This is a genomic window from Streptomyces sp. NPDC044719, assembly GCF_056433405.1.
Map to the genome: position 1 here is coordinate 672,506 of NZ_JBWKHE010000004.1, position 22,571 is coordinate 695,076.

The window sequence follows — 22,571 nt, forward strand, 5'->3', positions numbered from 1 at the left end:
GGCCTCAGAGCAGCTCGGGCAGATCCTCGGAGTAGAGCAGCGTCAGGTCGTCCGTGCTCGGCTCCGCGACCTGGGCGACCCGGCTCGCGTGGCGCTCCACCATGGCCTCGAACGTCTGCCGCGCGGTACGGCCGTTGCCGAACGCCGGGCCCTTGGGGAGCTCCGTGAAGTACTTCCCCAGGGCCTCGGCGGCGCCCGGTGCCAGCCGGTACTCGTGCTCCTCGGCCTGCTGCTCCACGATCCGCAGCAGGTCCTCGGGGCCGTAGTCGCTGAAGGTGATGGTCCGTGAGAAGCGGGACGCCACACCCGGGTTGACCGACAGGAAGCGCTCCATCTCGGCCGTGTAGCCCGCGACGATCACCACGACCGCGTCCCGGTGGTCCTCCATCAGCTTCACCAGCGTGTCGATGGCCTCCTTGCCGAAGTCGCGGCCCGCGTCCTCGGGGGACAGCGCGTACGCCTCGTCGATGAACAGCACGCCGCCGCGTGCCTTCTCGAAGGCCTCCTGTGTGCGGATCGCGGTCGAGCCGATGTGCTCGCCCACCAGGTCCACCCGGGACACCTCGACCAGGTGGCCCTTCTCCAGCACCCCCAGGGAGGCGAGGATCTCTCCGTACAGCCGCGCGACCGTCGTCTTGCCGGTGCCGGGGGAGCCGGTGAAGACCAGGTGCCGCTTGACCGACGCCGCCTTCAGGCCCGCCTGCTGCCGGCGCCGGCCGACCTCGATCATGTCGGTGAGGGCACGCACCTCGCGCTTGACGCTCTCCAGGCCCACCAGCGCGTCCAGTTCACCGAGGACCGCCTTCGAGGTACGGGAGGGCTGTTCAGGCTCCACGGCCGGGGCCGGGGGCGCCGGTTCGGCACGCTGTTCGGGCAGGGCGCCCAGCAGACCGGGGGAGTGGCTCACCGTCTGCACGGCCGTCTCCCGCGCCGCGGGCGCCCTGAGCCCCGCGCTCTCGTCGCTGGTGCAGTCCTCCACCAGCGGGCCCGTCCCGGACGCCGCGTCCGCGCCGCTGTCCGCGAATTCGTAGCCGCCGCGCGTGCACCGCTCCGTACGGCACTTCCTGAGCGTCGTACGGCTGCCGTCGATCACATGGAAGCCGTAGCCGCCGCTGCCCGTCACCCGGCAGTTCTGGAAGCTGCCGCGGCCGCCTGCCGAGACATAGACCCCGGCCTCCGCCGGGGAGTCGATCGTGCAGCGCTCCACGGTCGGGTCGGCGCCCTTGGTGACGATGACGCCGGTCTGGGTGCCGTCCAGCGTGCAGTTGCTGAGGGTGCCACCGCTGCCGTGGTCGCGGAACCAGGCGCCCGTCGCCGCGTCCCGGATCCGGCAGTCGTCGAGCTGGGCGGTCGCGCCGTCGCTCACCGACACGGCCGTGTTGCGCACCTGCGACAGGTCGCTGTCGACGACGTCCGCGCGCGAGCCGCGGTCGAGGACGAACAGCGCGTCCGGCACGTCGTGCACCCGGCACGAGTCGAGCACCGCCGTGGCCCCGTCGCTCACCCACACCGCCGGGTAGTCGCCCGTGCTGTCGAAGATCTCGCACTGGTTGGCGTCCACGCGCGTGCCCGGGTCCCACACCGACAGGCCGTTGCGCCCGAACTGCCGCACCGTGGTGCGCGTCAGCGTGAGGACCGAACGCGAGCGCAGGTCGACCGCGTTCTCCGGGATGTCGTGGATGCGGCAGTCGGCGAGCGTCAGCACGGCGTCCGTGTCCAGTGTGACGCCGTCGGCCGTCGTCCGGTGCACATCGCAGTCCGTGAGGTGCGCGGTGGCCCGGCCGGTGATCTGCACCCCGCTGCCCCGGACCTCGTAGATCTCGCAGCCCACCGCCTCCAGCGCCGAGTTCTCCCCGGTCGCCGACAGGCCCGAGCCCGAGGTGTGGTGCACCCGGCAGCGCTCCAGACGGGGATGGGCGCCGCCGCGCACCGCCACGCCCGACTGGCCCGCCGCGACGACCTCGCACTCCTCGAACACCCCGCCCGCGCCGTCGAGTACGGCGATGCCGACGCCCGCCGGATTGTCGACCGCGCAGCGCCGGACCGTGGGCCGGGCGCTGCCGCGCACCTCGATCCCCGCCGCCGAGCGCGTGACGACCCGCACGTCCCGCAGCTCCGGTGTGCCCTCCTCCACCAGGACGGCGGGGGCGGCCGAGTCCTGGCCCTCCACGTGCAGGTCCTGCACCACCGCCGAGGCACGCACGGTCAGCGGCACCCCGTCCACCGGCGCGATCCGCACCGAGCCGGGGGAGCCCTCAGGCCCCCGCAGGGTCACTGCGCGCTGCACGACGAGGTTCTCCCGGTAGGTGCCGGGGGCGACGGTGAGGACGTCTCCGTCGGCCGCGGCCTCCAGGGCGGCGGCGAGCGATGCGTACTCACCCGTGCGGCGCCGCCACCGCGACGTTCCGGTGTGCGTCACCTGGACCGTGCCCTGTGCCATGGTGTAGCTGTGCCCCCACCTCGGTCGTACTGATGGCTCGTTCGCCCTCGGGGCGCTTCAGCCCGTGTCGTGAGTCGCGGCCGTGCTCGGCCTCTCGGGCCTGCGCGCGCACGCGGCAGCGACACCGGCGCGCCCCTCCTGCTCGCTCGCGCGCGGGTTGTGCCGATCGTCTCGGCCGGACCACCGTAGCGTGCGCGCGGGTGGTGGGTTGACCAGAGTCGGAAGGCCGTCTCAGCTGCCGGTGCCCGTCCTGCCCCAGTCCGGGCCCGCCTTGTCCCATGCCTGGTCCCAACGGGCGTACCTGCGGCGGACCATGCGCCAGACGATCAGCCGCCTGGCGCCCTCGACGAGGCCGCCGACCGCCAGGGCGGCGCCTATGCCGCCGAGGACCGCGTGCGTCGACGCCGTGGCCGAGTCGAGCGGGCGGGCCACCATCCGGCCGTGCCGGTCGGTCCATATCCGGAACTCGTCGCCCTGCTGCGGGTCCTTGAGGCCCGCCAGGACCGGGCCCCGGTGCGTGGTGCCGTCCGGGGCGGTCCAGTCGGCGAGGACGCGGTTGCGCAGATCCCTGCCCGTCGAGGTCTCCGGGTCGGCGTCGAGCGGGGAGCGGTCCAGCTTGCGGACCACCGTGGCCGTCACGAGATGCCGCGCCTCGTGCTGGATCCGGACGGACCGCTGCAGCGTGTCCTGGGCGGCGCCTCCGACGAAGGCCCCGGCCACCGGGGCGACCAGGAGGATCAGCAGCAGGGCGGCCAGCGCCACCCAGGCCTCGGCCAGATCGGTCGCACGGCACAGCGGATTGCGCCGCCAGCGCCAGAGCCCCCTGATCGCTCGCACCGACCGCACCCCCTTCCCGCTCCGTGATAACCCCCCGCGGAGCCCTCCACGCGCCGACCCGTCGAAGAGAGAGCCACATCACCTCTCACGGGTCTCTCATGAACTTCTCACACAAGGCCAACGCCCGGGCCCGTGGGGCGGTTCCCGACCGCGTCGGAGACCTTCCGCCCGCGCTGTCAGAGGACCCTGACAGGGTCCCCGACCCGGATCGTGCCCCGGGACAGGGGCACCAGGTTCTGGCCGAAGACCAGCTTGCCGCCGAGCCGCCGGTGCCGCCCCAGGCTGTACAGGGGCTCGCGGCCGCGCTCGCCCGTGCCCTGGTCGGTGGTGGTCACCACGCACCGGCCGCAGGGCTTCGCGACCCGGAAGGACACCTCCCCGATGGCGACGCGCGACCACGCGTCCTCGGCCCAGGCGGCGGTGCCCGCCACGACCACGTTCGGCCGGAAACGATTCATGGGCAGCGGGCCCTCGTCCGCGTGGTCGCCCTGTGCGATCAGGGTGTTGAGGGCCTCGAGCGAGGCCGTCGTCGTGAGCAGCAGCGGGAAGCCGTCGGCGAAGGAGACGGTCTCGCCGGGACGCGCGTACTCCGGGTCGACGGGCCGGCGCGTGGCTGGATCGGGCATGTACACGAGGCGCGCGTCGATGCCCAGATAGGCGCTGCACCAGGCGTGCGCGGCTTCGTCCTCGGCCGGGACCGCCTCGACCTTGTCGCGGAAGATCTGCACCGGCACCGTGCCGAGGGGGCGGGGAACGGGCACCGTCAGCGGCTCCATGCCGGGCGCGGACAGCCGGACGCCGCCGTCCGCCAGGAGGTCTGCGGAGGCGGGTGCCAGGAGCGGCTGCTGGCGTTGCGTGAGGACCTTTCCCTCGTCGTCGATCAGCACCCAGCGCCGGTCTCCGGCCAGACCCCAGGGCTCCACGACGGCCTTCCGGGGCGCCAGGCCCCGGACCGCCTTGACCGGATGGACGTGGATCGAGTGCAGATGTGCGTTCCCCATGGGGTCATCGTGCCAGCCGGCACCGACAACCCCAGGTGCGCTCAGTAACCGCGGTACTGCTGGTTGTTGTACGGCTCCTGATAGGGAGCCGGCGCGGGCCGGGGAGCCGCGGGGCGCATCGCCTCATAGCCGCCGGGAGCCGCCGGGCGCGGCTGCTGGGGCTGGGGGCCGGGGTAGCCGCGCGGTGCGGAGGCCTGCTGCGGGATGTACGCCGCGGGCGCCTGCTGGAGCGGGGCGGGCTGCTGCGCCTGCGGGTAGCCGTAGGCGGGCTGGGAGGGGGCTGCCGGCAGAGCGGGCAGCGCGGACGGGAGGGCGGGCAGGTTGCTGCCGGGCATGTCGTACTGCGCGGGAACCCGGATCGGGGCGATCTGCGGGGTGCCCCGCTCGGCGACGAGCCTGTCGTAGATCGGGGTGTCCGGGAAGGAGGCGGAGTAGTAGCCGCCGCCATAGGTGGAGCGGGGGGAGGTCATGGCACATAAGTTAAGCCAACGATGTGCTGGTTGGGGAGACCGATAAGAGGGTTGTTTTCCGCGCCCGCAGTGACCTGGGATCCCCAATGCGAGCGAACTCGCCAAAAAAGGGCACCGAACCGGGTTCTGATCGTGTAAAGGCCGAGTTCCGGGCGGGTTACCAGGGGTTGGCCGCCGGATCTCCCGGTGGCGGCGCATGGGAGTTCGGCGCGGGGAGGAATAGGTTGTGCCCACGGAACTCGACGGACGGCCGGGATGTGCCTGGCGCGGTGATACGCGATGGGGGCGGACATGCAAATGCTGAAAGGTTCAAACACTCCTGTGCCTACCGCGGCACTGCGGGTGGAATTGGGCTGGCGTACCGGACCGGGTGTGCCTGACGCGGATGCCTCCGCTTTGCTGCTGGTAAGCGGGAAGGTGCGTTCCGACGCGGACTTCGTCTTTTACAACCAGCCCGCGCACTCCTCCGGCGCGATCAGTCACGAGGGCAAGCGGAACGCCGGGGACCGGGTGACCGACACGCTGCTCGTCGACCTCACGCGCGTGGAGCCCGCGATCGAGACGGTCGTCCTCGCCGCCTCCTCCGACGGCGGCAGCTTCGGGCAGGTCCCGGACCTGTACATCGAGGTCCAGGACGCCGGCCGGAGCACCCCGATGGCCCGCTTCGACAACCCGGGCGCCACGACTGAAACCGCTTTCGTGCTGGGCGAGTTCTACCGCCGCCAGGGCGCCTGGAAGTTCCGCGCCGTCGGGCAGGGCTACAGCAGCGGGCTCGAAGGGCTGGCCACCGACTACGGCATCACGGTGGACGAACCGCAGCAGACGGCCCGGGCCGCTGCACCTTCCGTGGCAGCATCGCTGGCCGCCGCGCCCCCGGCGTCCACGCCCCCGCCGATGACGCAGCAGGCGGCACCGCCCCCGCCCGCCGCGCCGCCGGCGGCACCGGCACCGGTCCGTCTGACCAAGGTGACGCTCACCAAGGCGGCCCCCTCCGTCTCGCTCACCAAGCAGGGCGGCACCTCCGGCGCCCTCCATGTGAACCTCAACTGGGAGGTGCGCAAGCAGTTCTCGGGGTGGAGCAGCAAATTCGGCCGCCCGGCCGCGACGCACTCCGACCTCGACCTCGACCTGTGCGCGCTGTTCGAACTCACCGACGGCAGCAAGGGCGTCGTACAAGCCCTGGGCAACACCTTCGGAGCGCTGCACCAGCCCCCGTACATCCACCTCGACGGCGACGACCGCACCGGTGCCGTGGCGGCCGGTGAGAACCTCACCGTCAATCTCGACCACAAGAACGCCTTCCGGCGCATCCTCGTCTTCGTCACCATCTACGAAGGCGCCCGCTCCTTCGCCGACCTGAACGCCACCGTCACGCTCCAGCCGCAGTACGGCGCTCCCATCGAGTTCTCCCTCGACGAGTGCACCGTCCCCTCGCCCGTGTGCGCGCTCGCCCTGATCACCAACACAGGCGGCGACCTGGTCGTCCAGCGGGAGGCGCGCTACCTGGTGCCCGAGCGCGGGGTCAGCCCGCAGCGCACGGTCGACCACGCCTACGGGTGGGGCATGAACTGGACCCCCGGAAGGAAGTGACCCCCTTGTCTCCGGCGGCCGTCAGCCCTCGTCGGGCACGGCGTCCGGACGGGCGTAGGTGCGGCCCTTCCAGGCCGCACCGCGCCCCCGGTAGTGCTGCACCGCCGAATCGACCGTCATGAGGAGATAGAGGAACGCGGTGAACGGCAGCAGGGGAGCGAGCCACAGCGGCTGCCGGTAGTAGCGGAGCATCGGGACGTACGTCCCGGTCATCACGAGCCACGCCAGTCCGCCGGTGATCGCCGCCGCCGCGCTCCCCGCGGCCAGTCCGGCCACGACCGCCACCGGCGGCACCAGGTACACCAGCGCCAGCCCCGCGACCGTCCCGGCCAGCAGCAGGGGGTTGTGCCGCAGCTGGGCGTACGCGCTGCGCGAGACCATCCGCCACAGGTCGTGCAACCGCGGATAGGGCCGCACGCTGTCCACCCGGTCGGCGAGTCCCAGCCAGACGCGCCCGCCGCCGCGCTTGACGGACCGGGCGAGGGCGACGTCGTCGATGACGGCGTGCCGGAACGCGTCCGGGACCCGCACCCGCTCGGCGGTCTCCGTCCGCAGCAGGACGCAACCGCCGGCCGCGGCGGCCGTCCGCGTTCCCTTCTTGCCGATCCGGCGGAAGGGGTAGAGCTGCGCGAAGAAGTAGACGAAGGCCGGCACGACGAGCCGTTCCCAGGCGCTCTCCACCCGCAGCCGGGCCATCTGCGAGACCACGTCGAATTGCCCCGCGCGGGCCGCCGCCACCAGTTCCCGCAGACTGTCCGGCGCGTGCGCGATGTCGGCGTCCGTCAGGAGCAGATACTCGGGATCACGCGCGCGTGCCAGGCCGATGCCGTGGCGCACCGCCCACAGCTTCCCGGTCCAGCCCGCGGGCGGCTCGCCCGGCGAGCCCACGGTCAGCGGCAGCCCGCCGTGCCGGCGTGCCAGTTCCCGCGCGAGATCACCGGTGCCGTCCGAACTGCCGTCGTCGACGAAGAAGATTTCCGCCCGTCCCGGATAGTCCTGCAGGAGCAGCGACGGCAGCGCGGCCGGCAGTATCGCCGCCTCGTCGCGGGCCGGGACGACGACGCACACGGCAGGCCACACGTCCAGGTCCCGGCGAGGCGGCAGTCGCACATCCGTGCGCCAGAAGAAGCCCTGACAGAGCAGCAGCCACAGCCAGGCGAGAAGGGATCCAGCGGCAGTCCACACAACGGCGCTCACGCGCGCAGTCTGCCCCACCGGACCTGGCCGAGAAGGCTCATCGTCTATCGTGATCGGGTGAAGATCGCGCTCATGGACTCCGGAATCGGCCTGCTGGCGGCCACCGCCGCGATGCGACGGCTGCGCCCCGACGCCGATCTCGTACTCTCCCTCGACCCCGACGGCATGCCGTGGGGACCGAGGACCCCGGAGGACCTGACCGAGCGCGCCCTGGCCGTCGCCGAGGCGGCCGCCGCGCGCCGCCCGGACGCCCTGATCGTCGGCTGCAACACCGCGACCGTGCACGCGCTCACCGCCCTGCGCGCCCGCCTCGAACCGGAACTCCCGGTCGTCGGCACCGTCCCGGCGATCAAGCCCGCCGCGGCCGGCGGCGGGCCCATAGCCATCTGGGCCACCCCGGCCACCACCGGCAGCCCGTACCAGCAGGCCCTGATCAGGGACTTCGCCGGCGGGGTGCCCGTCACCGAGGTCCCCTGCCGGGGCCTCGCCGAGGCGGTGGAGCACGCGGACGAGGCGGCGATCGACGCCACCGTGGCCGCGGCCGCCGCGCTCACCCCCGACGAGGTGACGACCGTCGTTCTGGGCTGCACTCACTACGAACTGGTCGCCGAGCGCATCCGGACCGCCGTCCAGCGCCCCGGCCGCCCGCCCCTCGTGCTGCACGGCTCCGCGGGCGCCGTCGCCGCCCAGGCCCTGCGCCGGCTCGGCGAGCAGCCCGCACCGGGAGCCACCCCCCACGGCACCCTGACCGTGCTGCTGAGCGGACGCGAGGGGACGCTGCCCGAGCCGGCCCTGGCGTACGACGAAGGGCGACTGCTCCAGGCGGTCACGCCCGCCGGCTGACCGGCAGCGGTCACCGACCGCCGTCGCCCCTGCCGGGCCGCCTGCCGCCCGGTCGGCGCAGTCACGCTCCGCCACCAGGTACCGGCAGAGCGAAACCTGAGTAACCTCATATGCATGAGGGACCACCCCCACGGCGAGAACGCCCCCCACTCGCACACCGATGTCTGGACCGGCCGTGCCACCAACCGGGTCCAGTGGCTGCTGGCGCTCGTCGGCGCCGCCTGCATGGCGCTGGGCATCGAGCTGGCCGTCGACTCGGCGTGGACGTCCGGCGCCGCGCTCGTCATGGCCGTCGTCGGGTGCATCGCCGCCGGGCTGCTGGTCCTCTTCGGCACCCTCGCCTTCGTGCACGTCGCGCTCCGGGTCGACGACGAGCACCTCGAGGTGCGCTGCGGCCACATCGGCCTGCCCCGCCGCCGCATCCCGCTCTCCCATGTCGCCGGCGCCACGTACCTCCCGCACGTCACCCCCCGCCACTGGGGCGGCTGGGGCTACCGCTGGCGGCCCGAGAAGGGCACCGCCGTGGTCGTACGACAGGGCGAGGGCGTCGTGCTGGAGCTGTGGGACGGACACACCTTCACGATCACCGTGGACGACGCGGAGGCTGCCGTACAGGTGATCGAAGCACGGCTGCGGCCCACGAAGCCGGGCGCTCCCGCGCACTGAGGGCGGTGGTCCGGCGGCCGTGACCACCGGGGCGGCCGGTCACCAGGCAGGTGCGCGTCCGGCGCCGCGCGGGTGGGTGTCCGGGGCCCGGTCCGGCCGTTCGTCCGCCCAGGGGCGTGCCGTGGCCATGCCCGCCAGCAGGCCCGCCCCCACCGACACCGCGGTGAAGCTCAGCGCGTTGCCGATCGCGGCGATGGCTGCGAGCGCCGTCAGGGTCGCGCCCGCGGTGAGCACCACCGGCGTCGGGCGCGGGCCGCGCCACAGGGCGTACAGCACCCAGCCGAACGCCGCCGCCAGCAGGGCCACACCTACGAGGCCCTGCTCGGCCGCCTGCTGCAGGGGCGCCGAGTGGGGCTTGCCGTCGGACACCAGTGACTGCGCGGCCGTCGTGCTCAGCTCACCGAAGCGGCCCGGGCCGACCCCCAGGGCGGCGTCCTCGCGCAGCAACCGCCACGCGTCCTCCCAGAGCTGTACGCGGTGCGGCGTCAGCCGCCCTTCGAGGGCGGCCACGAACCCGCCCGGCACGGCCCGCGCGGCGACCGCCCAGGCCAGGCAGGCCACCAGGGCGGCGACCGCGGCCAGCACGGCGAGGCCGGCGCCGCGGTGACGGGTGCGGCCGGCGGCGAGCGAGCACAACAGCACCGCCGCACAGGTGACACAGCCGGTGGTCGAGCCCAGCACGGCCGCCAGCACCGCGGTTCCTGCGGCCACCAGACGCAGGGCGATCCGGGCGGCCGGAGCGGCGGCGGCCCAGGCCGCGCAGCACGCGGCACCCGCCGACAGCGTCAGCACGGCCGCTGTGGCCCCGGCGTGTCCCAGGGGCGTGGTGATCTGCGGACCAGGGGCGAGGTGCGGAACGGCCACGGTCAGCGCGACACCCGCCAGCGCCCCGGCGCACGGCGCGCCGACCGGCAGCAGAGCCCCGCCGATCCGTCCCGCGGCGTACCCGGCCGCCACGGCCAGTACCGCGAGGAGCACGCCCTCGGGCCGGCCCTCGTGCACCGCGGCCGTGATCAGGGACCAGCCGGCGCAGGCCCCCAGGACCACGACGCCCGCCGCATCGGAAACGATTCTTCTCTCGCCGTCCGCGTCCAGCCCGGACGCGGACGTCAGCCCACGTGAACCCACTCCGCCCCGCCCCCCGCACCACGTCGCCCCCGACTGTGAAGACCCCGGCCGCACGGGCCGCCACCGGCCGCACGACTGAGACTTCGGCACACCGTAGCCGCTGGTGGGCGGTTTGTGGATGTGTCGTGACGAAATGAGAGGGAACGATGCCGCGGACGCGGGACGACGCCCCGCGCGGTCGCCCGACGGCGTGGTGCCGCCGCCTTGTGGACCGCGCTGTCGGCCTCAAGGTCACTCGTCTTAGACTCCGGGAGTGACCGTCACCGCAACCTCCGTCGGCGAGTCGGACCAGTTGGAGCCGCGGAACGCGCCCCGGGCGCGGACGTGGGCCCGGCGTCTCGCTCCGGCCGCCACAGCCGCGCTCTCCGGCCTGCTCCTCTATGTCAGCTTCCCGCCCCGCACCCTCTGGTGGCTGGCCGTGCCGGCCTTCGCCGTCTTCGGCTGGGTGCTGCGCGGCCGGAGCTGGAAGGCGGGACTGGGCCTCGGCTATCTCTTCGGCCTCGGCTTCCTGCTGCCGCTGCTGGTGTGGACCGGAGTGGAGGTCGGGCCGGGCCCCTGGCTCGCCCTGGTCGTCATCGAGGCGATCTTCGTCGCCCTGGTCGGCGCGGGCGTCGCGGCCGTGTCGAAGCTGCCCGGCTGGCCGGTGTGGGCGGCCGCTGTGTGGATCGCCGGAGAGGCGGCACGCGCGCGCGTGCCGTTCGACGGCTTCCCCTGGGGGAAGATCGCGTTCGGGCAGGCCGACGGCGTGTTCCTGCCGCTCGCGGCCGTGGGCGGTACCCCGGTGCTCGGCTTCGCCGTGGTCCTGTGCGGCTTCGGGCTGTACGAGGCCGTGCGGATCGGTCTGGAGAGGCGGGCGACCGGGGTCGTGCGGCACCTGGCGGCAGCGGTCGCCGTGTTGAGCCTGGGCGTCCCGGTCCTCGGGGCGGTGGCCGCCCGGACGCTGGTCAGCGACAAGGCCGAGGACGGCAGCGTGACCGTCGCCGCGATCCAGGGCAACGTGCCCCGCGCCGGCCTCGACTTCAACTCCCAGCGGCGGGCCGTGCTCGACTACCACGCGCGCGAGACGGAACGCCTGGCCGCGGAGGTCAAGGCCGGCAAGGCCGCCCAGCCCGACTTCGTGCTGTGGCCGGAGAACTCCTCCGACATCGACCCCTTCGCCAACCCCGACGCCCGCGCCGTGATCGACAAGGCGGCCAAGGCCATCGGCGTGCCCATCTCGGTCGGCGGCGTAGTGGAGCGCGACGGCAAGCTGTACAACGAGCAGATCCTGTGGGACCCGGCGAAGGGCCCCCTCGACACCTACGACAAGCGTCAGATCCAGCCGTTCGGCGAGTATCTGCCGCTGCGCTCGTTCATCGGCGCGATCAACAAGAACTGGACGGCGATGGTCCGCCAGGACTTCAGCCGGGGCACCGAGCCGGGCGTGTTCACCATGGACGGCGCCAAGGTCGGGCTCGTCACCTGCTACGAAGCAGCCTTCGACTGGACCGTGCGCTCCGAGGTCACCGACGGCGCCCAGATGATCTCCGTGCCGAGCAACAACGCCACCTTCGACCGCAGCGAGATGACCTACCAGCAGCTCGCCATGTCCCGGGTCCGTGCGGTCGAGCACAGCAGGACCGTGACGGTGCCGGTGACCAGCGGCGTGAGCGCGATGATCATGCCGGACGGGAAGATCACGCAGAGGACCGGCATGTTCGTCGCCGACTCACTGGTGCAGAAGGTGCCGCTGCGGTCCTCCCAGACCCCCGCGACACGGCTCGGAGTCCTGCCGGAGATCGCCCTCGTGCTGGTCGCGGCCGGCGGCCTGGGGTGGGCCGTCGGCGCCGGTCTGCGTGGACGACGCGCAGGTGACGTGTAGCCGTACGCCCGTCGCACGCTGCCTGAATCGCGTGGGGCACCGCGACCGGCCGATTAGGGTCGTCGCCATGGCTACTCCTGACTTCATCCGCACCCTCCGCGCATCGGCCGGCCATCAGCTCCTCTGGCTCCCCGGAGTCACCGCCATCGTCTTCGACGACGAGGGCAGAGTGCTGCTCAACCGCCGGTCCGACACCGGCAAGTGGTCCGTGATCGGCGGCATCCCCGACCCGGGGGAGGAGCCCGCGGCCTGCGCCGTGCGGGAGGTCCACGAGGAGACGGCCGTGCACTGCGTCGCCGAACGGGTCGTCCTCGTCCAGGCGCTCAACCCCGTCACGTACGACAACGGCGACACCTGCCAGTACATGGACATCACCCTCCGCTGCCGGGCCGTCGGCGGCGAGGCACGGGTCAACGACGACGAGTCGCTGGACGTGGGCTGGTTCGAGGTCGACGCCCTGCCCGAACTGAACGAGTTCGGCCTGCTCAGGATCAAGCAGGCTGTGTCGGACGCCCCCACGTGGTTCGACCCCACTGCCTCCGGCTGAACTATGGGCCGTGACCATATGGGGTGAGGCAGGGACGCTTCCTAAGGTCGACACATGACCGTGCCCCGTGTCTCCCCGGCTCCCCACGCCTCCTCGCTCGACCTCGGCGGCCGCACCGCGCTCGTCACCGGCGCCGCCGGCGGCATCGGCCGCGCCTGCGCGCTGCGGCTCGCGGCCGCCGGGGCCGAGGTGAGAGCCGTCGACCGCGACGCCTCCGGCCTGGAGACGCTCGCCGAACAGGGCCACGACCTCGCGGGCACCCTGGAACCGCACGTCCTCGACCTCACCGACCTGGACGCCGCCGAACGCGCCGCCGCCGGCACCGACGTTCTCGTCAACAACGCCGGGCTCCAGCTGGTGCGCCCCATCGAGGAGTTCCCGCCCGACGCCTTCCACCTGGTGCTCACCGTGATGCTGGAGGCACCGTTCCGGCTCATCCGCGGTGCCCTGCCCCACATGTACGGACAGGGGTGGGGCCGCATCGTGAATGTGTCGTCCGTACACGGGCTGCGTGCCTCGGCCTACAAGTCGGCCTATGTGGCCGCCAAACACGGCCTGGAAGGACTCTCCAAGACCGCCGCCCTCGAAGGCGCACCCCACGGTGTCACCTCGAACTGTGTGAACCCCGCCTATGTGCGTACCCCACTGGTCGAGAAGCAGCTCGCCGACCAGGCGCAGGCACACGGCATCCCCGAGGAGCGAGTCCTGTCCGAGGTGCTGCTGCAGGACAGCGCCGTCAAGCGGCTCATCGAACCGGAGGAGGTCGCCGAGGCCGTGGCGTATCTGTGCGGTCCGCAGGCGTCCTTCGTGACCGGCACCTCGCTCGTGCTCGACGGCGGCTGGACCGCCCATTGACCTCCTGCCCTCGTCGGTCCGCGCGTTGTCCACAGGGCTGACGGGACGGCCCGGTCATGGTGAATCCTGTGAGCATGTCCAGCGATCACGCCCAGTCAGCCGAGCGCTCCGCCGGCGCCGCCGAAGCACCGCCGGCCGACGCCGAGACGCCGTTCCTCGAGCTGCTGGCCCGGGGTGCCTCCGCCGACGCCTACGAGCAGCCGGTGCTGCTCGCGCGCGCCGAAGGCCGGTCCGCGGAGTGGATCGCCGCGCTCCAGCGGGCCAAGCCGCTCGCCCTGCGCGTGCGCTCGGAGCTGGAAGGACGGCGTCGGCGCGAGGCCGAGCTGTCCGCCCTGTTCGAGACCGCCCACGACCTCGCCGGGCTGCGCGACCTCGACGCCGTGCTCCAGGCGATCGTGCAGCGCGCCCGGTCGCTGCTGGGCACGGACGTCGCCTACCTCAGCCTGAACGATCCGGTGAGAGGCGACACCCACATGCGGGTCACCGAGGGCTCGGTCGCGGCCCGGTTCCAGCAGCTACGGCTCGGCATGGGGGAGGGCCTCGGCGGCCTGGTCGCGCAGACCGCCCGCCCCTACGTCACCGACGACTACTTCAAGGACGACCGTTTCCAGCACACCCTCACCATCGACGCGGGAGTGCGGGACGAGGGGCTCGTGGCCATCCTCGGCGTACCTCTGATGCTCGGGCACCACGTCATCGGCGTGCTGTTCGCCGCGGATCGCCGTGCCCGCGTCTTCGAGCGCGAGCAGATCGCCCTGCTCGGCTCCTTCGCCGCCCTCGCGGCGGCCGCCATCGACACCGCCAACCTGCTCGCCGAGACCCGGTCCGCCCTCGCCGACCTGGAGCTGGCCAACGAGATCATCCGGGACCGCAGCGGCGTCATCGAGCGAGCCTCCGACGTGCACGACCGGCTCGCCGAACTGGTCCTGCGGGGCGGCGGGGTGCACGACGTGGCCGCAGCGGTCTCCGAGGTCCTCGACGGCACGGTCGTCTTCGCCGAGGCCTCCGCCGCGCCGGCCGAGGCCCTGGAATCGTCCCGTGCGGAGGGGCACGCCGTGCGGTTCCAGGACGACTGGATCGCCGCCGTCGCCGCCGGCGGGGAACTGCTCGGCGCCCTCGTGCTGCGGGGCCACCCGGGGCTCGACCCCGTCGACCAGCGCACCCTGGAGCGGGCCGCCATGGTCACCTCCCTGCTGCTCCTCGCCCGCCGGTCCGCCGCCGAGGCCGAACAGCGCGTACGCGGCGAACTGCTGGACGATCTGCTGGACGCCCGCGACCGCGACCCGCGCCTGCTGCGGGAGCGCGCGGCCCGTCTGCACGCCGACCTCGACGCCGTCCACGTGGTGCTGGCCGCGCGCCTCGAAGGCGTCGCGGCCGACGCCGACCAGGAGGCGGACGCCCGCAGACGCCTCGCGGCCGCGGCCTCCCACCTCGCCGCGACCCGGCACGGCCTGGCCGCCGCGCGCGACGGCGGCACCGTCCTGCTGCTGCCCCTCGGCCCCGGCGACAGCGCCACCGACCTCGCCCGCCGCGCCGCCCGGCAGCTGGGCACAGCGGTCCCGTCACCGGTCACAGTCGGTGCCTCCGCCCCCGCTGAGGACCTCGCCACCCGCACCGACGCCGTGGCCACGGCCTATGCGGAGGCCCGGCGCTGCCTCGACGCCCTGCGGCTGCTCGGCCGCTCCGGGGACGGGGCCGCCGCTGAGGACTTCGGCTTCCTGGGACTGCTCCTGGCCGGCGACCGGGACATACCCGGCTTCGTCGACCGCACCATCGGCCAGGTCGTCAGGTACGACCGACGACGGGGCACCGAGCTGCTGCGCACCCTCGACGCGTACTTCGCCTGCGGCATGAGCCCCGCCCGCACCAAGGACGAACTGCACGTCCATGTGAACACGGTCGCCCAGCGCCTGGAGCGGGTCGGCCGCCTCCTCGGCGACGACTGGCAGACCCCGGCCCGCGCCCTGGAGATCCAACTCGCCCTGTGTCTACACCGGTTGTCGGAGCCGGGACAGCACTGACCCCCGTACGTGACCGGCACGGACGTACGGGGGCTGGGCCGGCGGGATCAGCTGGGCCGGGCCTCCGCCGCCGGGGCGGCCGTCGTGCGGTCCGCGTCGGCGGAAGGGACGACGCAGGCCAGGTCCCGGTGGCGGGTCTCCTTGGCCGCCGCCACCGCTACGACGGTGAGCACGGCGGCGGCGATGACATACAGGGCGATCGGAGTGGAGCTGCCGTAGTCGGCCAGCAGCGCGGTCGCGATCAGCGGCGCGGGCGCGCCCGCCGCGACCGAGGCGAACTGCGCGCCGATGGACGCTCCGGAGTAGCGCATGCGCGTCGCGAACATCTCGGAGAAGAACGCGGCCTGGGGGGCATACATCGCGCCGTGCAGCACCAGTCCCACCGTGACGGCGAGGATCAGGTTGCCGAAGCCGCCGGTGTCGATCAGTGAGAAGAACGGGAACATCCACAGCCCGACACCTACGGCACCCATCACATAGACGGGACGGCGACCGATCCGGTCGGACAGCGCGCCCCACGCCGGGATGACCACGAAGTGCACCGCCGACGCGATCAGCACCGCGTTGAGCGCGGTCTGCTTGGAGACACCGGCCGAGGTGGTGGCGTAGACGAGGATGAACGCGGTGATCACGTAGTAGCTGATGTTCTCCGCCATGCGCGCGCCCATCGCGACCAGGACGTCACGCCAGTGGTGCCGCAGCACGGCGACGAGCGGCAGCTTCTCCGCCTCCGCGCCCCGGTCCGCCTTGCGGGCCTCGGCCTGCGCCAACGCCTGCTTGAAGACCGGCGATTCATCGACAGACAGACGAATCCACAAACCGACGATCACCAGTACCCCGGAGAGCAGGAACGGGATCCGCCAGCCCCAGCTGCCGAACGCGGCGTCCGACAGGACGGCGGTCAGCAGGGACAGCACACCGGTCGCGAGCAACTGCCCCGCCGGCGCCCCGGTCTGCGGCCACGAGGCCCAGAACCCGCGCCGCCGCGCGTCCCCGTGCTCCGACACCAGCAGCACGGCACCGCCCCACTCACCGCCGAGCGCGAACCCCTGGACCAGCCGGAGCACGGTGAGCAGGACAGGCGCGGCCGTCCCGATCGTGGCATGCGTCGGCAGCAGCCCGATCGCGAAGGTCGCCCCGCCCATCATCAGCAGACTCAGCACCAGCAGCTTCTTGCGCCCGATCCGGTCGCCGTAGTGCCCGAACACCAGCGCGCCGAGGGGCCTGGCGGCGAATCCCACCGCGTACGTCAGGAACGACAGCAGCGTGCCGACGAGCGGGTCGGAGTCCGGGAAGAAGAGCTTGTTGAAGACAAGCGCGGCGGCGGAACCGTAGAGGAAGAAGTCGTACCACTCGATGGTGGTGCCGATGAGGCTGGCGGTGACGATGCGCTTGAGGCTGGCGGGGGGTGGGGGAGCGGTGGGTGCGGAGGTCATGGGCGCCACTTCCTCGTGTGCGGTGGGGACGGGTACGTGTTCGCACACGGTAGGAACGTGCAGGTCAGGGGCACATGTGGCGGGGCAACATAGTTCGAGGGCTGGCTATGCCTGTGCCCACCATGTCAGCTCGCAGAAGGGCGGTTCAGGGGCTCGAAGGGGTCGAAGTGAGCGCCGCCCGGGACGCGTAGTTCGGGATGATTTGACGGTGCGGTGACTCCCGTGCTGACTTGGTGCTGACTACGCTCTGTTGAACTCGGACATCTGGGATTGATCGGCTCTGAGTCGTTGCGTGAGGAACCGAGCCGTCCTCGTCGCTCAGCCTCTGCGTGCGTGGGCAAGGCGCTGTGCCTGGGCGTGGCGCGCGCGTTCGTCAAAGCAGGTTCTTGGTCTGCTGGTGGTACACGCTTGGCTTGCTTCTGACCTGCGGTATGGGGAGGAATCATCTGCTTCGAAGCCGAGTTGGTCCGCGCCTGGTCCGGATCTTGGTGAGCCCGTGGTGCTAGCGAGTGGGCTTCGCGCTACCACATGGCGCAGGTAGGCAAGACCTTCTGACGCCACGTGGTTCCGTTCGACGCCGGTCGCGCGAGTTTGGTCTTCGCGGTCCAGGTGCGTCGACGCTGTTGGTGACACGGTTGTGACAGATGCTTGCCTCCCTCGGCCTGCGGGGCCGCTGGCGCGGCGCTGGTCGGCCGCAGCTTGGGAGCGGATGCTTCCGGTAGGTCGGGGCGCGCGTCCAAGGATTCGAACAGGTGTAGGCATCATGGCGCGGCACGGCTACGATCGCAGTCGCTTGTCCACGACGTGTTGTGGGTGCAAATTTTGCAGCGAGAGGGCAGCGGATGACCGATGCGGAGCTATCCGGGGAGTTGGTCGATGGTCGCACGGGTGTCCGTACTAGCGTTGCCGTTCGGTTGGGACGCGTCCCTGTGTCGAGGGGCGGTTGAGGTCCGCTGGCTTTGTTGTTGAGGCTGCTTCCGGTAGCGCGGGGCAAGCGGTAAGGATGAGTGCGTACAGCCCTGCTGGGGAGCGTCGGGTGCAGGACGAGAGCGGGTTGATCGATGGCAATCGTGGCACGAGAGCCCTTGGGTGTGGTTGCGGGAGCGCTGGCTCCCGGAGATCTCGTACCCCGCGGTGCGGACCTGGCGGTTGTTGAAGCCGAGGGAGCGAGAGTCGTTGCGGCCTACCGAGTCGAGGCGCGAGAGCGGGAGCGACGGGCGGCTGCGGGTATGCCCTGACGCGACCGGATGCCCTGAACCTCTTGATGGCGCTGCCACTCGGCGAGCCTGTTCCTGCCGGATCACTGAGCGGCAGGGAACGTCGAGCGTTGAAGTGCCTGCCAAAAGGGGCGGTGGTTCGACGCGACGAATTGATTACCCGTCTGGCAACCCAGCCGGTCCACGTCGACATGGTGTTCGTGCCCGGACGCAGCTGGGAATCGGCGATGGAGCGGGCCGAGCGGTTCACACCTTTCACTGCTCGTTCCGTATTGATCGATGGCACGTTTGCGGCGCAAGAACGAGGCCGTGATGCGCGCTGACTTCTACGGCATCGGGTTGCTCCACGTCCGGGGTGATGCGGTCGAGGTTGTTGTGCCACCCAGTCCCTTCGTGCGCAAGCGCCATACGGTTGCTGGCTGGAAATTCCTGGAAGACGTTCACCGTCAGCTCCCCTGATGGGGTGCATCCGTCTACTGTCTGGTCGAGGCGCACATGGAGGCGATGCTGGGGGTGCGGTTTCTGGCGAGCGAATACGTCATCGCCTGTGTTGACGGCGGACGGATCGACTCGTTGGGGCAGGACGAGAACGGGGCGCCGGTGGTCGTCGAGTACAAGCGCGGCACCGCTACCGACCTGTTGACTGAACTACTGGCGGAGTTTCCGCAGGTCAGTGACCTTGCAGTGGGGGCGTCGTTGAGTCGGCCATGGAGGCATCGAGAGATCTGTCAGCCCTGTCCGTACCCTTGGTCGGGGAGCTGGTGGCCATGGATGATCCGTGGGATCCCTACCGGCTCATCGACCCGGCCGGACAACCGGTCGAGGGAGCTGGCGCCTTCCTGAGGGATCTGCAGGGAGCCGGTCGTTCGGCGGCGACGGCCCGTTCCTACGGGATGGATCTGCTGCGCTGGTTCCGCTTCTTGTGGGCTGTCGAGGTGTCGTGGGACCGGGCAAGTCGGATCGATGCGAGGGATTTTTCCCGCTGGCTTCAGATCGCCGGCCAGCCGAGGCGTTCACACTGGCGGCGCCCGAGCGAGGCGGGCCGATGGGCTGCGGGCGGGAAGCCCTACGCACCGCCGGTACGAGCGCACAGCGAGACAGTGCTGCGGAGCTTCTACGACTTCCACCGCGACACCGGCACGGGGCCGCTCCTCAACCCGTTCCCGCTGGACCGGACGTGTCGCGGTCGGCGGGCCCACGCCCACCGCAACCCGATGGATCCGCCCCGCAACGAACGCACCGGTCTCTACCGGCCGAGGGTGCCCAAGCGAGTGCCCCGCAGCGTCCCTGACGAGGAGTTCAACGAGATCTTCGCCCGGCTCCCGTCGCACCGGGACCGGGCGCTGGTCGCCTTCTACGTCTCGACCGGCGCCCGGGCCAGCGAACTGCTCAGCACATGGCAGGCGGGCGTCGATCCGGGACGCCAGCTGATCTCGGTGGTCCGCAAGGGCACCCGAGAAGTCCAGGAACTCCCTGCCTCGACCGATGCGTTCGTCTGGCTGCGGCTTTACCAGCTGGAGATGGACGATGCGATCCCACGCGGGCAGCGCCTCCCGGTGTGGTGGACTCTGCGCTCACCATCGAGACCGCTGACCTACCACGCGGTTCACCGCATGTTCGAACGGGCGAACACCAAGGCCGGCACGTCCGCGACGCTGCATGCGCTGCGGCACACCGCCGCCTACCGCATGGCCGAGGATCCCAGCCTGCCCCTAACTGATGTCCAATTCGTCCTTGGTCACGCCCAGTTGACCACGACACAGCTTTACCTCACGCCCCGCAAGGAGGTGGTGATCCAGCGGCAGCTGGCCCACCACCCCGAACAGACGCGGCAGGCAGCCGCCCGCATCGCACCCCCTCCCGCAGCCGACTACCGGCCGGAGAGCCTCGAAGTGCTGTTCGGAGCCAGTGCCCTATGACCACCACCTTGTCGGCACGCGCCGACCGCTCCCTGGTTCACGGGGTTTCGCCTGGGCGCAACCGCGCAATGGCCGCCCAGCAGCGCTTCCCCGCCCGGACCGTTCCTGACAGCTGGCCGGGCACCGAGCGCTCGCGCGCCGAGGCGGCCCGAGTGCTGTCCCGTCCGCCCTACACGCTGGAGAACGCTGGCAGCGAACTGCACCACAAGCACGGCATCGTCATGGTGCTGGACTGGCTGGAAGACCAGCCCGGGCAGACCTGGCAGGAACGGTGGCAGGCCAGCGGCATCGAGCAGGCCGGCGCCGTCTGGCGGCCGGTGATCAAGCAGTGGCTTCACGAGCGCGGCCTGAAGGCAGCCTGGCGTATGCCGGTAGTGGGCCGGGCCCTGACGACGGTGATCAGCGCCGACTTGCTGCGGCCGTCGGTGGACTGGCTGGCCGCCGGAGCCAGCCGCCAAGGAGTGCTGGTCCGCTCCATGGCACACAGCCGTGATCCGCGCGGCTTTGAGCGCCTGCGGGAGCTGGGCTCCCAAGCCCAGGGCGTGCGGCCGGGCGCCGTCAGCACGACGCTCTGCCGCAGCGCCCTCATCCTCGCGGCGAAGGGCGGCACGCTGGCCGGCATCACTATCGGCGACGTCCTGGATACTCCTCGAGACCCAAGCCGTTGTGCTCAAGCGGGCGATGGCGGGGACCGAGGTGTTCTACCGCCTGCTGCACCAGCTCGGAGCCTTCGGAGACGACGCCCCGCAGAATCTGCGCGCGGTCCGTAACCTGGGACAGCGCACTCCGGAGGAGCTGATCGACCGCTACCAATTGATCTGCCGCCCCGTCCGTGACCTGCTGGTGGACTATCTGCGTGAACGCCAGCCCGCGCTGGACTACAACAGCCTGAGGTCCCTCTCCTACCATCTCGGCAAGTGTTTCTGGCAGGACATCGAGCACCACCATCCCGGCGCCGACAGCCTCCGCCTTGCCCCGGACGTCATCGAGCAGTGGAAGCAGAGGAGTCGCACCAAGGACAAGACCGTCACCGGTCCCGACGGCCGGTGCACGAGCGCAAAGGTCGAGAGGCTCAATCACCGGGACACGCTCACCCAGGTGCGGGCCTTCTACCTCGATATCGCTCAGTGGGCCCTGGAAGAGCCCGGCCGCTGGGGCCCATGGGTGGCCCCGAGCCCCGTGAGAGCTGACGAGTTGGAGAATCGCAAACACCAACGACGGCGCAAGGCGCGGATGGACGCCCGCACCCGCGAGCGCCTGCCGGTCCTGCCCATCCTCGTCCGCTCGGTCGACCGGCGTCGCAGGGACACTGCAGCGGCGCTAGAAGCCGCCCGGCATGCTAGCCCCGGCGAGGTGTTCACCGCGGCCGGTCAGCAACTCGTACGTGCCGTGGTTCCGTACGGAACGGCCGGCCGGATCTGGGCCGAGGATCCGGACACCGGCAAGCGCCGGGATCTGGGGCTTGAGGACGAGCGGGCCTTCTGGACCTGGGCCGCGGTGGAGGTCCTGCGGGCCACCGGCATCCGCATCGAAGAACTACTCGAGCTCAGCCACCACAGCCTGGTCCAATACCGGCTGCCCACCACCGGTGAGCTCGTCCCCCTCCTGCAGATCGTGCCATCCAAGACGGATACCGAGCGGCTGCTGCTGGTCAGCCCCGAGCTCGCCGACGTCCTGAGCGCGATCATCTGCCGAGCCAGGGACAGCACCGGCGCGGTTCCCAGGGTCCGTTCCTGGGACCGCCGCGAATGCGAGTGGCAGGCGCCAGCCCCGTTGCTGTTCCAACGACGCATCTCCGGCGAGGACCGCGCGTTCACCGACGAAACCGTCCGCACGATGCTGGACCAGGCCCTCATCGCCACGGGCCTTGCCGATACCACTGGCGACCCACTGCGCTACACACCGCACGACTTCCGTCGGCTGTTCATCACCGACGCCATCCTCAGCGGACTTCCGCCACACATCGCTCAGGTCATCGCAGGCCATCAGGACATCAACGTCACTCTCGGTTACAAAGCCGTCTATCCCGAAGAGGCAATCCAAGCGCACATGGCCTTCCTCGCCCGCCGCCGGTCTCTGCGTCCCAGCGAGGAATACCGAGTCCCCACCGATGATGAATGGCAGGAATTCCTCGGCCACTTCGAGCGGCGCAAAGTGTCCATCGGCGCCTGCGGCCGCGCATTCGGCACGCCCTGTATTCACGAACACGCCTGCGTTCGCTGCCCGATGCTCTGGCCCGACCCCGCCCAACGTGACCGGCTCGTCGAGATTCGCGACAACCTCCTCGCCCGCATCGCCGAGGCCGAACGCGAAGGCTGGCTCGGCGAGGTGGAAGGGCTGCAGGTGAGCCTTGCTGGAGCGGAGGAGAAGCTCGCCCAACTTGACGCACAACAAAGGCGCCAAGGGTCCACGGTCTTCCTGGGCATCCCCACACTGGATCAGATCGTCGCCCGCACCAGCGATGTGAGCGAGCCCTGAGCCGGCCCATGAAGCGTTCCTCAAGCCCGCCTGCTGTCTCATTACTTACCGTCCATCGTGATCAC

General features: G+C 71.4%; 18 protein-coding genes and 1 pseudogene. 12 read left to right on the top strand and 7 right to left on the bottom strand.

Annotated features, from left to right (window positions below; genetic code table 11):
• Positions 1-4: 4 nt before the first annotated feature.
• The 4 genes from AC07DF_RS19080 to AC07DF_RS19095 form a co-directional block, all read right to left on the bottom strand.
• Positions 5-2,440, bottom strand: a complete 2,436-nt coding sequence (locus tag AC07DF_RS19080; protein ID WP_478972118.1) for a right-handed parallel beta-helix repeat-containing protein — start codon at positions 2,438-2,440, stop codon at positions 5-7.
• Between the two features lie 231 nt (positions 2,441-2,671).
• Positions 2,672-3,277, bottom strand: coding sequence for an Rv1733c family protein (locus tag AC07DF_RS19085; protein ID WP_478972120.1), 606 nt, complete (start codon positions 3,275-3,277; stop codon positions 2,672-2,674).
• A 176-nt stretch (positions 3,278-3,453) separates the two neighbouring features.
• Complete coding sequence (locus AC07DF_RS19090; protein ID WP_478972122.1) at positions 3,454-4,278, bottom strand: MOSC domain-containing protein; 825 nt, start codon at positions 4,276-4,278, stop codon at positions 3,454-3,456.
• A 41-nt stretch (positions 4,279-4,319) separates the two neighbouring features.
• A complete protein-coding gene (locus AC07DF_RS19095) occupies positions 4,320-4,748 on the bottom strand; it encodes a DUF6643 family protein (protein ID WP_478972124.1) in 429 nt (142 codons plus the stop codon).
• Between the two features lie 297 nt (positions 4,749-5,045).
• Here AC07DF_RS19095 and AC07DF_RS19100 point away from each other — a divergent pair, with 297 nt between their 5' ends.
• Positions 5,046-6,338 carry a TerD family protein gene (locus tag AC07DF_RS19100; RefSeq protein WP_478972126.1) on the top strand — a complete coding sequence of 431 codons (1,293 nt, stop codon included), beginning with the start codon at positions 5,046-5,048 and terminating at the stop codon, positions 6,336-6,338.
• 21 nt (positions 6,339-6,359) lie between these two features.
• Here the strand turns inward: AC07DF_RS19100 and AC07DF_RS19105 are convergent, their stop codons facing one another.
• The gene (locus AC07DF_RS19105; protein ID WP_478972128.1) at positions 6,360-7,553 is read right to left on the bottom strand and encodes a glycosyltransferase; all 1,194 of its coding nucleotides are present in this window, start codon (positions 7,551-7,553) and stop codon (positions 6,360-6,362) included.
• A gap of 39 nt (positions 7,554-7,592) precedes the next feature.
• Between AC07DF_RS19105 and AC07DF_RS19110 the strand changes: the two genes are divergently transcribed.
• The gene (locus AC07DF_RS19110) at positions 7,593-8,378 is read left to right on the top strand and encodes a glutamate racemase (protein WP_478972130.1); all 786 of its coding nucleotides are present in this window, start codon (positions 7,593-7,595) and stop codon (positions 8,376-8,378) included.
• Between the two features lie 114 nt (positions 8,379-8,492).
• On the top strand, positions 8,493-9,044 hold the full coding sequence (locus AC07DF_RS19115) for a hypothetical protein (RefSeq protein ID WP_478972133.1): 552 nt from the start codon (positions 8,493-8,495) through the stop codon (positions 9,042-9,044).
• Positions 9,045-9,083: 39 nt separating this feature from the next.
• Here AC07DF_RS19115 and AC07DF_RS19120 read toward each other — a convergent pair whose 3' ends face one another.
• A complete protein-coding gene (locus tag AC07DF_RS19120; RefSeq protein ID WP_478972742.1) occupies positions 9,084-10,139 on the bottom strand; it encodes an O-antigen ligase family protein in 1,056 nt (351 codons plus the stop codon).
• A gap of 286 nt (positions 10,140-10,425) precedes the next feature.
• On the opposite strand from AC07DF_RS19120, the gene lnt reads away from it, so the two are divergent.
• The 4 genes from lnt to AC07DF_RS19140 all read left to right on the top strand — a co-directional run bounded on the left by lnt (position 10,426) and on the right by AC07DF_RS19140 (position 15,456).
• Positions 10,426-12,033, top strand: a complete 1,608-nt coding sequence (lnt, locus tag AC07DF_RS19125) for an apolipoprotein N-acyltransferase (protein ID WP_478972136.1) — start codon at positions 10,426-10,428, stop codon at positions 12,031-12,033.
• A 67-nt stretch (positions 12,034-12,100) separates the two neighbouring features.
• Positions 12,101-12,580: an NUDIX hydrolase gene (locus AC07DF_RS19130; protein ID WP_478972139.1), complete on the top strand. Its 480-nt coding sequence runs from the start codon at positions 12,101-12,103 to the stop codon at positions 12,578-12,580.
• A gap of 54 nt (positions 12,581-12,634) precedes the next feature.
• Positions 12,635-13,435 (top strand): 3-hydroxybutyrate dehydrogenase, encoded by an 801-nt coding sequence (locus tag AC07DF_RS19135; protein ID WP_478972142.1) that lies wholly within the window; start codon positions 12,635-12,637, stop codon positions 13,433-13,435.
• A 74-nt stretch (positions 13,436-13,509) separates the two neighbouring features.
• Positions 13,510-15,456 (top strand): helix-turn-helix domain-containing protein, encoded by a 1,947-nt coding sequence (locus AC07DF_RS19140; RefSeq protein WP_478972145.1) that lies wholly within the window; start codon positions 13,510-13,512, stop codon positions 15,454-15,456.
• A 47-nt stretch (positions 15,457-15,503) separates the two neighbouring features.
• Here the strand turns inward: AC07DF_RS19140 and AC07DF_RS19145 are convergent, their stop codons facing one another.
• Positions 15,504-16,892 carry an MFS transporter gene (locus AC07DF_RS19145; RefSeq protein ID WP_478972148.1) on the bottom strand — a complete coding sequence of 463 codons (1,389 nt, stop codon included), beginning with the start codon at positions 16,890-16,892 and terminating at the stop codon, positions 15,504-15,506.
• 1,264 nt (positions 16,893-18,156) lie between these two features.
• Between AC07DF_RS19145 and AC07DF_RS19150 the strand changes: the two genes are divergently transcribed.
• The 5 genes and pseudogenes from AC07DF_RS19150 to AC07DF_RS19170 all read left to right on the top strand — a co-directional run bounded on the left by AC07DF_RS19150 (position 18,157) and on the right by AC07DF_RS19170 (position 22,506).
• Positions 18,157-18,432, top strand: coding sequence for a hypothetical protein (locus AC07DF_RS19150; protein WP_478972151.1), 276 nt, complete (start codon positions 18,157-18,159; stop codon positions 18,430-18,432).
• A 157-nt stretch (positions 18,433-18,589) separates the two neighbouring features.
• Positions 18,590-18,757, top strand: a pseudogene (locus AC07DF_RS19155) (transporter); the annotation flags it as partial.
• Between the two features lie 98 nt (positions 18,758-18,855).
• A complete protein-coding gene (locus tag AC07DF_RS19160; protein WP_478972154.1) occupies positions 18,856-20,028 on the top strand; it encodes a tyrosine-type recombinase/integrase in 1,173 nt (390 codons plus the stop codon).
• Complete coding sequence (locus AC07DF_RS19165) at positions 20,025-20,798, top strand: hypothetical protein (RefSeq protein ID WP_478972157.1); 774 nt, start codon at positions 20,025-20,027, stop codon at positions 20,796-20,798. The genes AC07DF_RS19160 and AC07DF_RS19165 overlap by 4 nt, the downstream gene beginning before the upstream one ends.
• Positions 20,725-22,506: a tyrosine-type recombinase/integrase gene (locus AC07DF_RS19170; RefSeq protein WP_478972160.1), complete on the top strand. Its 1,782-nt coding sequence runs from the start codon at positions 20,725-20,727 to the stop codon at positions 22,504-22,506. Before AC07DF_RS19165 ends, AC07DF_RS19170 begins: the two co-directional genes overlap by 74 nt.
• Positions 22,507-22,571: the final 65 nt, after the last annotated feature.

Excerpts from the sequence above, each read along its gene's own strand:
- AC07DF_RS19080 (WP_478972118.1), bottom strand. The coding sequence starts at position 2,440 with ATGGCACAGGGCACGGTCCAGGTGACGCACACCGGAACGTCGCGGTGG.
- AC07DF_RS19090 (WP_478972122.1), bottom strand. The coding sequence starts at position 4,278 with ATGGGGAACGCACATCTGCACTCGATCCACGTCCATCCGGTCAAGGCG.
- AC07DF_RS19095 (WP_478972124.1), bottom strand. The coding sequence starts at position 4,748 with ATGACCTCCCCCCGCTCCACCTATGGCGGCGGCTACTACTCCGCCTCC.
- AC07DF_RS19100 (WP_478972126.1), top strand. The coding sequence starts at position 5,046 with ATGCTGAAAGGTTCAAACACTCCTGTGCCTACCGCGGCACTGCGGGTG.
- AC07DF_RS19115 (WP_478972133.1), top strand. The coding sequence starts at position 8,493 with ATGAGGGACCACCCCCACGGCGAGAACGCCCCCCACTCGCACACCGAT.
- AC07DF_RS19130 (WP_478972139.1), top strand. The coding sequence starts at position 12,101 with ATGGCTACTCCTGACTTCATCCGCACCCTCCGCGCATCGGCCGGCCAT.
- AC07DF_RS19135 (WP_478972142.1), top strand. The coding sequence starts at position 12,635 with ATGACCGTGCCCCGTGTCTCCCCGGCTCCCCACGCCTCCTCGCTCGAC.
- AC07DF_RS19140 (WP_478972145.1), top strand. The coding sequence starts at position 13,510 with ATGTCCAGCGATCACGCCCAGTCAGCCGAGCGCTCCGCCGGCGCCGCC.
- AC07DF_RS19145 (WP_478972148.1), bottom strand. The coding sequence starts at position 16,892 with ATGACCTCCGCACCCACCGCTCCCCCACCCCCCGCCAGCCTCAAGCGC.
- AC07DF_RS19150 (WP_478972151.1), top strand. The coding sequence starts at position 18,157 with ATGGCGCTGCCACTCGGCGAGCCTGTTCCTGCCGGATCACTGAGCGGC.
- AC07DF_RS19165 (WP_478972157.1), top strand. The coding sequence starts at position 20,025 with ATGACCACCACCTTGTCGGCACGCGCCGACCGCTCCCTGGTTCACGGG.